Here is a 14,142-nt window from a genome sequence, read left to right on the forward strand (position 1 = left end):
GCGGCGTCTGCTGAGTATGCTGCCGACCATGCAACCCGACCTTCGCTGGCTTGTGGCAGGGCTGGGGCTAGGCGCCTCGTCTCTCGCTCTCGTCGGTTGCGACGAGGGACCGAAACAGACCGCGCCGACAGCCACGCTGACCGCGGTTCCAATCGGCAGTGACGGGGAGCGCATTCACCCGCCCGAAGGCAAATGGTGCGCGAAGCCGGAGGTCGCCAAGAGCTTGGTCATCCTAGGTTCGCCTGAAGTCGATGGCTGTATGAAGTTCCTGGACGGGGAGCGGATCCCCAAGGAAAAGGAGCTCGCGCCGGAGTACATTGACATGCCCCGGAGCACCTACGGCTTCTACGACGACATTCAGACGAAGATGCGCCGCAGCGCCATCAACCACGCGCCGCTGTGTTGCTACAACTGGCGAGAGAAGGCCCCTGGTGGTCGCCCATTGGTCGATCCCTCCCAGGCCGCAGTCGCTTTGATCGCCCCGCTGGTTTCCGAGCACGCGACACCGGAGCCAACACTTCAGCTCCTATCGCCCCCGGTAGAAGCACTGCCAAGCGTGCTGGCTCACTGGCGTCGACAGGCACAACTCGAGCACTCGAGCGTCGCTTCGTTTACTCGAGCGCGCCTCGAGCTGATCGCACTAGGCGCTCCGCGGGAGCTGGTGCGTCGCTACGCGGAGGCGGCGCTGGACGAGCTCCAGCATACCGCGCTCTGCCTCGAGGTGCTCCACGCCTGGGGAGCGCCCGCCCTTGCGTTCGGCGCGCTCCAACTGGCGCGATCAGCCAGAACGCCACCCAGCGATCGCGCGCTTGCGCTCCGCACACTCGCGCAGCGCACCCTGGACGAAGCCTTCGAACCCGAAGCGGCGGCCGCAGTCGCCTTGCACAACGCCGCCGGGCGATCTGCATGTCCCGAGTTGAGGGCGGTCCTCGCGAGCATCGCGTTGGACGAACGCCGCCATGCACGGCTTGCCTTGGATACCGTCCTCTGGTGCCTCGAGGAATCAAAGCCCGCCACGGTGCGCCTCACCAGCCCCTCCGCGTCGAATGAAGCTCGCTCCGTAGCGGTGGCTGGCGCCCGCGAGTTCGGAGTGATCTCGGACGCTGACTGGCTCGACGTACGAACCCGCTGTCGAGCTCCACTCGCCGCGGCGCTTGCTGCTCGCGCATAGCTGCGTCAGAACTTGCGCGGTGTCGACTGCAGACAACAGCCGCCACGCGGCCCGGACGCAGTAGGCAGCGTTCAGCAATGCGTTGGTTCGAGACTACAGTCGCGGCAGCGGGATCAAGGGACCCGACGCGCTGGATCCGGGGATTTACCAGGATAAGACCCAGGTCCGCGACTTGGCTCGACTTCTGCAATTCGCTCGTCATGGATGACGCACGCTTTCCCTCCAAGCGGATCTGGCTAGTCGACTCGAACCCTCACTCCCGCGATGGGATCGCGCGAGTGCTCGAAGCAGCCGGCTGGGACGTCGCTTTGTTCGGCACGCTGGACGCCGCATTGGAAACCGCCGGCACGTTGCCGCCAGCTCTAGCATGCATCGACGCGGAGACATCACGCCGCGCGGACAGCATGCGTCGCATCGAAGCCGCATTGCCTGATCTGACCTGCGTCGTTCTCATCGCGGCGAACGAGATCGACACGGCCGTCGCGCCCTCGGATGCCGTCCACGAGTACGTCGAACAACCGGTGAACGGAAACAGGTTGGTTCAGGCCGTCGAGCGTGCTGCAGAACGCAGCTGGCTCCGCAAGCGTGTCCGGCACCTAGAGAGCACCCTCTGCGCGGAGAAGTTTCTAGCCCAAATCGCTGGCGAGAGCCAAGCCATGCGAGTCTTGTCAGAGCAAGTAGGCCGCCTGGGCGAGAGCAACGCACCCGTGTGCATTCTGGGCGAGAGCGGCAGCGGGAAAGACGTGGTCGCGCGCGCGGTGCACGCTGCCGGGCGGCAACACAGCGGCGCCCTAGTGACCGTGAGCTGCACGGCCACGCCGAAAGCGCTCCAGGCAGCCGAGCTTTGTGGGGAAGAGCGTTCGAGTGACGCGAGTGAACGTCTCACCGGCCGCTTCGAGGACGCGCAGGGTGGCACTCTGTTCTTCGATGAGGTGAGTGAGTTGAGTCTCGCCGCCCAGGCGGCGCTGCTCGGCGCGCTTCGACACCGCTCCTTTCCAGCGTGTTGGTGGAGACGCTCCGCTACCTTTTACGGCGCGCGTCGTCTGCGCGAGTCAGCGAGACCTCGCGCTGGAGGTTCGAGCTGGCCGCTTCCACAAGGAACTATTTCAGCTCTTGATGGGTCAGGTCCTCAAGCTGCCACCGCTCAGAGATCGCAAATCCGATATTCCGCAGCTCGTGAGCTTCTTCTTGCAGCAGCTATCAAGCGACGTCGGCCGACAGATCGGCAGCATCTCGCCTGACGCCCTCGAAGCGATCATGACCTACGACTGGCCAGGCAATGTGCGGGAACTCCGGAACATCGTGCATCGCGCGATGCTGAGCGCTGATTCTCGAGAGATCACCCTGGCCCAGCTACCGCGCGCCATTCAAGCCAGCGCCATGGTCGGAACTCCGCCGCTGGGCCGCGGGGAGTCGATTGGGCGTTTCCCGCGCGACCCCAGCGAAACCCTGAACTTGCGTGAGCTGGAGCGGCGCGCCATCCAGCGAGCGCTCGAGACTTCAGGAGGGTGCGTCTCCCATGCCGCAAGGCTGCTTGGGATCGGTCGTGCAACGATCTATCGCAAGCTCGCTGCATTCGACATGAAGTCACAGCCCACAACAGGGGATCTCTCGTGAGCGTGCGCTAGACAATCGCGCGCCGAGGGCCGAACTACGCAGAGCGCGCCGACTTGAAACGGACTGACTCGAAGACTGCCGGTACGCCGGTGGTCCCTGTACACTCGGGTCTATGCGCACGCGCTTCGCTCTGGCCACGCTCACCCTCACCCTCGCCGTGGCGCCCGAGGCGTCCGCGAACGGCATGCTGGGTCATATGTACACCAGCGAGCTTGCCATTTCCCATGTGCAAACGCCTGAACTCAAGCAGCTCCTGCTGGACCATCCCGATCAGTACTTGAATGGTTCGTTCTTGCCCGACTCCGGCTACGCCGCGGGTGATGGCTACGGGGAAATCGCGCACTGGTCAGGATTCGTGCAGGGCTACCTCACGTGGATCCAACAGACCTACTCCCCGCCGTACGATCAAGGCCCCGCGGCAGAACACGTTGCCGTCTTGCTTGGCGCGGCGTCTCACGGGATGGCCGACGAGAGCTTCGACATCCTGCTGTACGACAGAGCGGCGCTGCTCGACGGGGACACCAACGAGCTCGACACCGGCACCGACGTCTGGCTCGTGAACGACCGCGCCATCACCTACGATCCGCCGCTGGTGATCGACGCCGACGCGCTTAGCCAGGTCTTCGGCAACTTCACGAATCACCAAGTGGAGCCGCAGGTGATCGTCGACGGCATGACCAAGGCGAAGAGCGCTCACGCATTGGTCAAGACAGTGCTTGCGCCTGGACACCAGAGCTTCCGCGACAAGTATCCGTGGGCATCCAAGGCCTACCTAAACCCCGCTGTCCCTGGCTCCTATCCTTACAACGCCCGCGTCATCGCCAACTACTGGGAACAAATCTGGCGGCGTCTGAACTCCAACGTCAGCGTCGATGCAAGTCTGTTCGTGGGCATCGACCCCGCTCCGGACGGAGCGGATGCGGAGCGCTACCTCGCACTCGACCACACTTCGATCGATGGCTGGATCACGCTCTTTTCCGGTCACGGGCTCGAGGGCAGCAGCCTCGACAGCAACAGCATTCAATTGCTCGATCCAAGCGGAAACGTCGTCCCCTACACGCTGCGAGTCCGCGGAGACGCCTGGGCTCACACCATTCAGCTCAAACCCGACGCCGACGTAGCGCCGAAGGTCACCTACCGTGTGAAGGTCACCCCGGCTGCGACCACCCTGAACGGTGAGCACCTGGCCGCCGACTACACAGCGGAGGTCAAGACCGCCTGCGCCGAAGGAGACGAAGCAAGCTGTCCAGAGCTGGGCCTACAAAGCGCCGCTGGCGCTGGTGGTGAGGGCGGCGGAAGCGCGGGCAGCGGCGGGACAGCGGGAGTGGGAGGCACGGCAGCTTCGGGAGGCACGGCAGCTTCGGGAGGCACGGCAGCGGGAGGGAGCGCAGGCTCGGAACCGAGCGGCAGCGCTGATGGCTCGGGTGACTCCAGCGGCTGTACGCTGTCCCCTCACCCCCAAACCCGGGGAACGGCGCTGCTAGGCTTCCTACTGGCGCTGGTGATTGGGGTGAGCCGCGCGGGACGCAGACGTCAGTGGAACCGGAACTGATATCCCGGAGGAAATGACTGTCGCCCACGTCGAGCGACGGGTGCTCGCAGAGGCGTGGGCGCTAGCTCTGCCAGCAGGCGCACACGCTCTCGAGTATCTGGGTGCGTGCGTAGCCAGCTTGGGAGCTCGAGCCGCAACCAAGGGGGCGCCAGCCGCGCACTCAGCGCCTCCAACCTGAGGAGGGCCGACGCCAACGCGGCCGGATCACCAGAGAGCTCCGCGGCGCCCAGGTCAGCCTCGAACTCGCGTACCCGCGAGAGCGCGAAGGTAAGCAGCGTCACCAGCGCCGGGGCGATCAACAGCCCCCACACGATCCAAGCCGGAACTAGCTGCATCCCGAGCAGCGCCGCGAGCAAATTCGCCACTACCGCGAGGAAACCAATCAAGGCCGAGAGCCGGGTCACCCGCAGCAGCGCTTGCACCAAGCCGAGCGTCGCCATATCGCCATGGCTCACGTGGGCGACTTCATGAGCCAAAATCGCAAAGAGCTCCCGAGGCTCCATGTGCCAGAGCAAACCTCGAGTGATGCCAAGCGCCGGCCGCCGGAGTGAACCGGTGCTCATCGCCTGCACGCCAGGCATCGGCATCAAGAACAGCCGCGGCGCGACGGGCAGCCCCGCTCGGCGGCTCAGCTCCCAAACCGCCTCGAAGAGCTCCGGGCGCTCGTGGTAGCTGAGCTCCCTGCCGCCCTGGAGCCGCAGTACCAGATCCCCCGGTGCAACGCGCAGTGCACCGAAGCTACCGACCACCAGGAGCAGCAACAAGACGGCACCCCAGCTGCCAAGCACCAGATAGCCCGAAACGCCGCTGACCAAGGCGATGAGCGCCAGGATCCCCCAAGTTTGCGCACGGTAAAATAGGCGGCGCCCCCAGATCCCGGGAGGCTTCTGCAGCGGGTGCAGGCCCTGGGTTTGGAGGCGCGAATTGGGGGACTGGGGGATGCGGTTCATGGTTCGGCGAAAGCGGCAGAACTTCATGAACATAGGTCCGTCCGGCGGACCAGCAACCCGCTAGCTCAAGTGGAGCCGACGATGCTCCCGAGCTTGGTGTGGTTCGCCATCGTGTTGCGATCGTAGTAGTGATAGGTGTGCCGAGAGCCGAGGTGATGCTCCTGCGCCGCATCGTGGAGCTTTTGCTCTTCAGGGGTGTAGGCCGGCTCGATGTCTGGCACTTCTTTGTCGCGCACGACGATCACGTTGCAGGGTGCATCTCGCACGATTGCCTCGGCGATTGAGCCCAGCAGCACTCGGCGCAGGCCCTTTCGGCCGTGACTCGCGACGCAGATCACGTCGGCAGCGGTATCAATCGCGACGCGTCGGATCTCCTCCGCCGGGTCACCGACGGCGAGATGGATCTTGATGGGACAGGGTAATTTGTCTCCGTGCTGATGAGCGAACGCCCGCAGCCACTCATCCACCCAATCCTGGGTGAAGTTCGCAGCTTCTTGCACGGGGATCAGTCGCCCGTCGACGCGCTCTGCGTTTTCAGTTCCCGGAGGAACCTCCAGGCGTACCCCGTCCTCGTAGGGGGACGCGACGTGAACCACGTGGAGCGCGCTGGTCTCGCGCTGGGAGGCGAGCTCCAGGGCGCCGCTCAGCGCCTTGGACCCCTGGAGCGAAAAATCGATGCCCGCTACGAGCACCTGAGGCTTGGTCGTCATGGTTGTCTCCTTGCTAGGGCTGTTTACACAACACGTGCCACCCGCGACTCATGCCCACGTCAGCGTTCAGCCCCGGTAAATAACGCGGGATCGGCACCCAGCACCGATTCGACCGCTGAGTGCCGCAGACAGAATTCCGGCAAGCGTTGCGCGGCAACGCAGCATCCCCGCACCGTCTGCACCGCTAGGAATGTAAGTCGTCGGGCTCGTCCGCTTCGGGCAGCGGATCCGGCTTCACGAACTCCACGTCAAAACCGCCGAACAGACGGGCGCCCGCTTCACGCAGGGCCGCCTCTGCCTGCTTCTGACCGTATAAGCTCGGCGGCGGCTTGAGCTTCAACCAACGCACACCCGAGATTTCGCGCGCGTCCACGAATGAACAGCGCTCGAGCTCCTGGGCCATCGGCGCATTGTCTTGCTGCACCCGAATGTCCTCGAGGATCGCAATCCAGTCGCGGATGTCGGGTTTGGATGGGGCTGGCTTCTTCATACCCGCCACGTCGCACCAACCGTGCCCGAGGCGCGCGTAGGAATTTCGCAGACTTGCGAGCGCAAGAATCACCGCCCGCGAGACGCTACGCCTCGGGCGAGGCGGCCTGGCCGACACGCCGATGCGCGGGGATCAGGTCCGCTGCCGGCAGCAACTGCGGTCGAATCGCGATCTCACACACTGAAACGCCGGCCTCTGCCTGGGAGCGCAAGACCACGAACTGCGCCCCGTGAGCACGCATCAAGCTGCGGTCGTATTCCATCAAGCGAAAACACGCTTCAACGTCGCCGGTGCCCCTGAGGGGACATTCCACGCGGATTTCACCGAACGCGGTGTCCCCCTCGACGGCAGTGATCGGGACCATTTTTCGCGACGGCATCAAGCGCTGCCATTCCTCAGCCAGGGCCCGCGGGTCGCTGCCCACTGGCTTCGACCTGCGATACGCCAGTGTAAGACGCGCCAAGCCACGGAGCAGCGGAAAGGCGAGCCCGTCTCGCCGGCGCCGCGCCAACCTGGCGAGCCCGCTCAGGCAGGCGTTGAAGAGTTGCTTTTCACTCTGGCTGAGCCAGCGAGCCCGTGGGCGCTTGGGATTGGTCACTCCCCAAGTATGGGGTCGAGAGCGACATCATCCCAATCGATGCTTGCCATGTCATCATAGACAGCATGAATGCTGAGCCCCGCGATGGCGTCGCGTTGCAGCGCCTCTTGAGCCTGAACCTGAACCTGTTCGTGGCCCTCGACGCACTCCTCTTCACCGCCAGCGTCACTCAAGCAGCGCGCCAGGTGGGGGTCACTCAGCCCAGCATGAGCCACAACCTGCGACAGCTGCGCGAGCTACTCGCGGATCCGCTACTGGTGCGTGCTTCCCACGGCCACACGCTCACGAGTCGGGCGCAGGCGCTGAAGGCACCGCTCCGCGCGGCGCTGAGCGAACTGGAGCGGCTCTTGGAACGGGAACCGGCATTCAACCCGTCACAGAGTCAGCGTCGTTTCCGCGTTGCAACGAGCGACTACTTCCAAGTGGTTGGCTTACCGAGGTTTCTCCAAACCCTCTCATCGCTTGCGCCGAACGTGGAAGTGCGCCTGCTCCCGACTACAGCGGCCAGCGCGGAGAGCCTGCTCGACGGCAGCGTCGACCTGTGCGCTGGCAGCGCGGAGCAGCTCCCCCGTGCACCGGGAATCCAAACAGCGCGCCTGTTCACAGAGCGTTTCGTGGTGATCGAACGGCGCGCAGAGTCGACGCGTCGGCTCAGCTTGAAGCGCTATGTCAGCTCACCGCACGCCCTCGTGACATCCGACGACGGCCCCGGCTACGTGGATCGCTTGCTCGCTCAACAAGGGCTCACACGCCGGGTCTCGTTACGCGTCCCAGACTACGCCGCACTCGCTGGGGTGATCGCTGAGACATCGCTCCTGGCGACGGTGCCGGAGCGCTACGCCAGGGTGATGGCTGAGCGCTTTGCGCTGACAGTTTCCCCTCCCCCCCTGAAACTCCAAGCGTTCGATGTCTACCTTGCTTGGCACGAGCGCTACACTCAGGACACGGGCCTGACGTGGCTCCGCGAGCACATCTCCGCAGAGAACCGCGCGACAAAGGCTAGTCAGTGAGCATTTAGGGGGCTCAGGTTGTGCAACGGCCCGCTGCGCGCTGTGCAAGATACGGCGCAAGTTGTGCAATCGCCCCGATCGACTGCCCTTTGCCTGGCATTGTGGCTCTGCTAGCGCAAAGCTCGCTCGGAGGGTGTTGGTTCGCGCAAGCTTGCGAAATCCGCAGCAGCGCCGACTTAGATCCAACCCAGACTTTTGCCACCGGGCTAGTCAGCTCACTCGGAGCCATCATGCGCAGCAGACTCACTCACGCACTCTTCGTCGGGGTCCTGACCCTGAGCCTCGGCGCAGCCGCATGCTCGAGCGACTCGACGAACGAGGTTGGCAGCGGTGGCACCGGGAACGGTGGAGCAACCGCGGGCGGCAGCGCAGGTCAGGCGAGCGGTGGCGCAAGCGGGTTCGGGGGTGAGGGTGGAGGCGCCGCAAACGGCAGTGGCGGCAGCTCCGGGAGCGAAGGCAGTTCCGGAAGCTCCGGGAGTGCGGGCACCTCCGGCGGTGATGGAGGCGCGGGCGGTGGCGGCGGCGCGGTGGATGCCGGCGTGGACTCGTCCACGCCGCCACCGCAAAAGGAAGTGGTTTTCACCGTGCCCCTCCCAGGTGGCGCCAACGACACCACGATCGAGACGAAGCTCGGCGAGCTGGCCAAGGCTGCGGTGCCGGGCTCTCAGATCCGCATCTCGCTCTATCACTGGAGTCGCCAGGCGATCGCCTACCGCTTCGTGGACGCACAGAAAGCGGGCGTCGACGTGCGAGTCGTGCTCGATCCCACGAACAAGAACGACCAAGGGGACGACTGGGTCGGCGTGGCGACGCTGAAGAGCGAGCTACCGAGCGGTCACGTGACGGTGTGCAATGATTCCGCGGGGCAAGGCGCATGCATCGGGAGTAACACCGGCATCAACCACAACAAGTTCTTCCTGTTCAGCGAGCTGAAGGACGGCTCGAAGAACGTCGTCGTCCAATCCTCCGCGAACCTCACGACGACCCAGCTCCACAAGCACAACAACATGGTCATCATCCGCGATGACAAGGCGCTGTACGATGCCTACCTGAGCTACTGGACCGACATGCAGGCTCAGCAACAGAACCTGGACTACTACCGCTCCTTCGACGGTGACACGGGCACCAAGGCCTACTTCTATCCCCGGGCCAGCGGAGACACGATCCTCGGCGTCCTGGACAATGTCACCTGTGATGCCGGCACGACGATCCGCGTGGCAATGGCCTTCTTCACGACGGCTCGCTCGGAGATCGCCGATAAGCTAGTCAGCAAGCGGAGCCAAGGTTGCGGCGTGACCGTGGTGCTCGATGGGGAGAACCTGAACACGACCATCGCCTCGACGCTCAAGAGCGGCGGCGTGAACCTCTACCTCTACCCCACGGGCTCCGCTGGTGAGGGGCTACACTCGAAAATCCTGATCATCCACGGAACCTACACGGGCACCGCCGATCGGGGCCTGGTGTGGACGGGCTCTCACAACTACACGGGCCCCGCCCTGCGAGGAAATGACGAGGCGCTGCTCAAGCTGGACGACCCCGATGTGTACGCAGCGTTCGACGCGAATTTTGCGGCCATCCGTGGTGGCGCCGTGAAGCAGTAGGCCGGGCGAAAAAACGCGACCCAGCGAATTTTCCTAGCAACCACGGGCGCAATTGGCCGATGGGGAATCGCATGCCCCCATCCCCTCCTCGCGGCGCAAGGCGCAGGCCGCACCTCGCGCTGCTCGCGCTGCTGCTCCCGCTGGGTGCGTGCTTCGCGCAACCGAGGTCTGCCGAACAGTCCTCGTGTCTCGACTACTGCAACTATCACAACGACCGTTGCTTGGTGTCCGCCAGCAACTCGGATGAGGTCTCTCGATGCGACTCCTACATGCGCAGCTGCGTCGCAAGCTGCCCCAACTGAGCTCACTGGGCGGGCTGCCGCTGTTGGTATGGGCACTTCTCGCATGCAGGCCGGGAGCCCTCGTTCCGAAGTACGTTGAACCGGCTCCGGATGAACCCCACGCCATTGTAAAGCTCAGGACGTTATACGCCGCACGACCCGGGGCGAACCTTGACGAGCTGGTGACGGTAGACGGCGATCGCCTCGACCTGGACGAGCCTGGTCAGTCCACCCGCACCAACGGGTTTCGGGTGCGACCAGGGTTCGCCAGTGTGAGCATCACCTCGGACTTCTTCGACACCGAGACCCACGTGGAGCGACAAAGCTATCAAGCCAGTGAACAGTATTACTGCGGTACACAGCAGTCTGGCTTTGGCGCTCACAAGTACACCACCTCGAAGTACTGCACTCGATACGTTACGAAGTACCGAGACAACTGGGTCACCGTCCGGCTCCCCCGTGGCGCTTGCGGAGGCAAAGTCAACCTCGCTCCTCACCCGGGTGATGTGTATCTGCTGCAGTACACGTTTAGTGGACCAAACAGCTGCGAGCTGACCTGCGTTCGCCAGCACTTTACGGCTCCAGGCCAGTTCCAGAACACCGTCTGCGAATACGTTTCGCAACCTGCCAAAGAAGATTCGTGACTCACCCGCGGGGCTAGTTGCGGCCGCACGGCTCGGGACTACGCTCCCCCTTCGTGAGCGACCTGTTCGAGATCGTGTACGTGAGCCAAGCCAGCGCGGAGCTGCTCCCTGGTGAGCTGTTTCAGATCTTGGTAGCGGCCCGCAAGAACAACACTCGCAAGCAGATCACCGGCCTGCTGCTCAGCGATGGCGCATGCTTCATGCAGATCCTCGAAGGCAGCGAGGGCGCCGTCGACACTACCTTCAACCGAATCCGCACGGATAATCGTCATCGCGACGTGCGTGTCCTGCGTCGCGGACCGATCGATTCTCGCGCGTTCGCGGAGTGGGCCATGGGCTCCGTACAGCTCGAGCGCTTTCGCGAACATGTGGAAGGGCTCAAGCCGATCAGCGAGGTAGCGTCCAGAAACGACGAAGACTTCGAGCGGGTTCGCGGCTTGATTGAAGACTTTCGAAGCGGCCGCTATCGCGACTTCGTCGAGTAAGTCCGCAGCTACACTCGGCGGTTGCGTCCCTACCAGACGCTCTGCATGCTGGGCCGTAGGCGGAGTTCAAGCGAGACCGGCGGAGCGACGTCCGCGGGTGAATCGATACGGAAAAGCCGCTCAGGCTTTCTGTTCGAGCGTGTCTCGCTTTACAGCGAGCGATCCTAGAAGCACGCTGTACGTCGCCTCCGGTTTGGCCGGAACCTTAACGGGGAGATTGGTTTGAGGGGTATGAAACGAAGCGCGTCGCGGCGCCTTTCCGCCATCTTTGTTGGTGCACTCAGCGCATGCTGGGCAAGCGCCGCGCTTGCGGCCACCTATGAGGTAGGGCCAGGCAAGGAGTACGAGAACATCTCGGATGCACCGCTCCGCTCACTGGAAGCCGGTGACGAAGTGCTCGTCTACTACCGCGCGGAACCCTATCGGGAGAGCTTCGGCATCGAGCGCGCCGGCACTGAGCAGAGCCCGATCAGCTTGAGAGGTATACCGGGGCCAAACGGCGAGCTTCCGATCATCGACGGTGAGGGCTCGAGCGCCGGTCCCGGTGCCCACAATCGTGGACTGGTGCACACCGGCCCTGGCGCCGCATACGTGGTGATCGAGAACTTCGAGATCCGTAACGCGAACAGCGACGCCGGCTTCCCGGACAACGCGGCGAGCGTATTCGCTCCGGATGGCAGCCACCTGACGTTCCGCAACTTGGACATTCACGGCTCCGGAAACGGCTTCTTCAGCTGGGTCAATGCGGCGGACATCACGGTCGAGGGTTGCTTCATTCATGACAACGGGAACGCTGGCAGTATCTACGAGCACAACATCTACACCGAGTCCGACGGCATCGTCTTCCAGTACAACGTGATCCTACCGTTACGCCCGGATGCCGGAGGCAACAACCTCAAGGATCGCTCTCAAGGCACGGTGGTTCGCTACAACTGGATCGAAGGCGGCAACCGCGTGCTCGATCTGGTCGAAGCCGAAGACGGCGCCTGGGACCACACGAACGATCCGATCCACGTCTTCGGCAACGTGCTGATCAAGCACGCCGACACGAATCAGAGTCAGATCGTGCACTTCGGTCAAGACGGCGGCAGGCCTCCGCGACGTCTGATGTACTTCTACCAGAACACGGTGCTCTCGGATCGCAGCAACGGGGCCACGATTTTCTTCGTCAACTCGCAGACCCGCGTTGAAGCCTACAACAACGTGTTCGAGAGCACGGGAGGTGAGCTGGAGCTGCTCGACCCCGATCAGTCTTCCGAGGCGACCCTGGTGATGGGCGCGAACTGGATCCAAGCCGGGTTCCGCGCTGGTAGCAACTCCGCCACCTACGAAGGCATCGAGAACCTGATCGAAGGCAGCGACCCAGGTCTTGGTGACGGCTACCGCCCGGCTAGTGGCTCACCCCTGATCGACTCGGGCGATTCGCTGCCGCAGGGATATGACACGGTGACTAGCGAGTTCGCCGGCCAGGGCCTGTCTCGCGCCCGCGGCGACTCCGCGGCGCCCGATATCGGTGCCTTCGGTTCGGAGAGCATGGGCGACCCGAGCCCTGGCGGGTTCGGCGGAGGTGGCTCGGGAGGGGGCAGCTCCGGCGGCGGCGGGAACGGCAACGGCGGCACCAGCGTTGGAGGAGGTAGCGGTGGCACCGACAAGACCGGCAACGGTGGCTCAAGCCAAGCCGGAGCAAACGCAAACGGCGACGCGTCAGGCGTCGACGGAGGCTGCGCCTGCCGCACGACACCGGTCGGCTCGGGCTCTCCGCACGGAATCAGCCTAATGGGCCTCCTCGGGGTGTTTTGGCTGCGGCGACGGGTGCGCCGCGGCTGACGGTTCGGGGGAATTGCCGGGGCGGGGTCGCACTCTCAAACTTCGCTCGCGCCCTGCTCCGGAGCGCGCGCTTTCGGTTTGGGGGGAGGAAAACTGGCTCAAATCCCCGGCAATCATGCGTCTACTGGCTGGCTGAGCAGCGATCGGTCCATCAGTGCTTGACTGGTGGGCAAAGGCACGTATGCTCCCGCGCCCCTGCCACCTTAGCTCAGTCGGTAGAGCAACGGTTTCGTAAACCGTAGGTCTCCGGTTCAAGTCCGGAAGGTGGCTCTAAGCCAAAACCCCACGTTTTCTGCTGGAACGCTCTCGACGTTTACTCTCGGCTACCGGACACAACCGGACGGGACAGGACAGGAAACTCCACCCAAATGGGAAACTAGAGGGAAACCAGACGGGGGTCTAGGTTTCCCAGATCGAGGCCGTCGAGCATGCTGAGATCTACGGGCCAGGTGTTGCGGGGCCCTAGCGTTTGCTCCATCAGCTGGATGAGATGCTCACCCGATACCGCCTGCTCCTGGAGGTTTCGCAACCACGTCCAAGCATCTTGGGCAGCGGCGCCGGTGGTTTGACCAAAGACCGTGGTGCCCAAGATGGCGTTCATGATCGACACCCCCGACTGCGCCGATCCTTCATGGCGGATCACGTGATGGTAGAAGGCCGTGAACACAGCCACGGTGTCGTTCCAATTGATGTCCTCTGAGGAACCGATCATCACCGAGAAGGGCGCCTCTTGGTGGTAGGCCATGCGGCTTGAGCTAAAGCCCTTGCAAGTCGACATCACCAGCCACATGCCACCTGACATGCTGTGCACGGTGCCGACCAGCGGCGCCAGCTGCTTCCAGGTCAAACGCTCCCCCGACGTAAGTCCAATCTCGTTCTCCGAGCCGTGCATCGACAGGTGGAGGATGGGGGTGATCGGCTTCCCCTCCATTGACAGCGCCTTCGCTTTAATAGCAATCCCCACGACCACCTTGGTCAGGGCGTTGCGACTGATCACCGTGCTCATCGCTACGGGAAGCCCCGCATGAGTGAGTGCCTCCATCAGGACCCTTCCCTCGCTCCTGCTGGCGAGGAAGTCGTCTTCGCTTGGGGACTCGATGATGTGTACGACGTAGCTCATGACCCCCGAGCCTACTCCCGCTCGATGGCTAACCCAACCCCACCCGTGCCTCCCCCAAGAACCACGTGCCTAGACACCACTTGGCC

14 protein-coding genes and 1 tRNA gene are annotated in these 14,142 nt (G+C 63.8%); 10 read left to right on the plus strand and 5 right to left on the minus strand.

Annotated elements, in window-relative coordinates; genetic code table 11:
* Nucleotides 1-28 precede the first annotated feature (28 nt).
* The 4 genes from H6718_03950 (at nt 29) to H6718_03965 (ending at nt 4,340) form a co-directional block, all read left to right on the plus strand.
* Nucleotides 29-1,171, plus strand: coding sequence for a hypothetical protein (locus tag H6718_03950; protein ID MCB9584521.1), 1,143 nt, complete (start codon nt 29-31; stop codon nt 1,169-1,171).
* Nucleotides 1,172-1,371: 200 nt separating this feature from the next.
* Nucleotides 1,372-2,412, plus strand: a complete 1,041-nt coding sequence (locus H6718_03955; protein MCB9584522.1) for a sigma-54-dependent Fis family transcriptional regulator — start codon at nt 1,372-1,374, stop codon at nt 2,410-2,412.
* Nucleotides 2,348-2,788, plus strand: a complete 441-nt coding sequence (locus H6718_03960; GenBank protein ID MCB9584523.1) for a hypothetical protein — start codon at nt 2,348-2,350, stop codon at nt 2,786-2,788. Before H6718_03955 ends, H6718_03960 begins: the two co-directional genes overlap by 65 nt.
* 112 nt (nt 2,789-2,900) lie before the next feature.
* Nucleotides 2,901-4,340 carry a hypothetical protein gene (locus tag H6718_03965; GenBank protein ID MCB9584524.1) on the plus strand — a complete coding sequence of 480 codons (1,440 nt, stop codon included), beginning with the start codon at nt 2,901-2,903 and terminating at the stop codon, nt 4,338-4,340.
* Here H6718_03965 and H6718_03970 read toward each other — a convergent pair.
* The 4 genes from H6718_03970 to H6718_03985 all read right to left on the minus strand — a co-directional run bounded on the left by H6718_03970 (nt 4,322) and on the right by H6718_03985 (nt 7,088).
* Nucleotides 4,322-5,290: a M48 family metalloprotease gene (locus H6718_03970; GenBank protein ID MCB9584525.1), complete on the minus strand. Its 969-nt coding sequence runs from the start codon at nt 5,288-5,290 to the stop codon at nt 4,322-4,324. The two genes, H6718_03965 and H6718_03970, sit on opposite strands and share 19 nt — an antisense overlap.
* 65 nt (nt 5,291-5,355) lie before the next feature.
* On the minus strand, nt 5,356-6,000 hold the full coding sequence (locus H6718_03975) for a universal stress protein (GenBank protein ID MCB9584526.1): 645 nt from the start codon (nt 5,998-6,000) through the stop codon (nt 5,356-5,358).
* Nucleotides 6,001-6,184: 184 nt separating this feature from the next.
* Nucleotides 6,185-6,490 (minus strand): hypothetical protein, encoded by a 306-nt coding sequence (locus H6718_03980; GenBank protein MCB9584527.1) that lies wholly within the window; start codon nt 6,488-6,490, stop codon nt 6,185-6,187.
* 85 nt (nt 6,491-6,575) lie between these two features.
* A complete protein-coding gene (locus H6718_03985; protein MCB9584528.1) occupies nt 6,576-7,088 on the minus strand; it encodes a hypothetical protein in 513 nt (170 codons plus the stop codon).
* Between the two features lie 65 nt (nt 7,089-7,153).
* Here H6718_03985 and H6718_03990 point away from each other — a divergent pair, with 65 nt between their 5' ends.
* The 6 genes from H6718_03990 to H6718_04015 all read left to right on the plus strand — a co-directional run bounded on the left by H6718_03990 (nt 7,154) and on the right by H6718_04015 (nt 13,206).
* Nucleotides 7,154-8,098, plus strand: a complete 945-nt coding sequence (locus H6718_03990; protein MCB9584529.1) for a LysR family transcriptional regulator — start codon at nt 7,154-7,156, stop codon at nt 8,096-8,098.
* Between the two features lie 230 nt (nt 8,099-8,328).
* Nucleotides 8,329-9,699, plus strand: coding sequence for a hypothetical protein (locus H6718_03995; protein ID MCB9584530.1), 1,371 nt, complete (start codon nt 8,329-8,331; stop codon nt 9,697-9,699).
* 256 nt (nt 9,700-9,955) lie between these two features.
* Nucleotides 9,956-10,624 carry a hypothetical protein gene (locus H6718_04000; GenBank protein ID MCB9584531.1) on the plus strand — a complete coding sequence of 223 codons (669 nt, stop codon included), beginning with the start codon at nt 9,956-9,958 and terminating at the stop codon, nt 10,622-10,624.
* 53 nt (nt 10,625-10,677) lie between these two features.
* Nucleotides 10,678-11,109: a BLUF domain-containing protein gene (locus H6718_04005; protein MCB9584532.1), complete on the plus strand. Its 432-nt coding sequence runs from the start codon at nt 10,678-10,680 to the stop codon at nt 11,107-11,109.
* A 231-nt stretch (nt 11,110-11,340) separates the two neighbouring features.
* Entirely contained in the window at nt 11,341-12,936 is a 1,596-nt protein-coding gene (locus tag H6718_04010) for a right-handed parallel beta-helix repeat-containing protein (protein ID MCB9584533.1), read from the plus strand.
* 197 nt (nt 12,937-13,133) lie between these two features.
* Nucleotides 13,134-13,206, plus strand: a tRNA-Thr gene (locus H6718_04015).
* Nucleotides 13,207-13,312: 106 nt separating this feature from the next.
* Here H6718_04015 and H6718_04020 read toward each other — a convergent pair.
* Nucleotides 13,313-14,056 (minus strand): hypothetical protein, encoded by a 744-nt coding sequence (locus H6718_04020; GenBank protein MCB9584534.1) that lies wholly within the window; start codon nt 14,054-14,056, stop codon nt 13,313-13,315.
* Nucleotides 14,057-14,142 lie beyond the last annotated feature (86 nt).

This window comes from Polyangiaceae bacterium, from assembly GCA_020633205.1.
Lineage (GTDB): Bacteria > Myxococcota_A > Polyangia > Polyangiales > Polyangiaceae > JAHBVY01.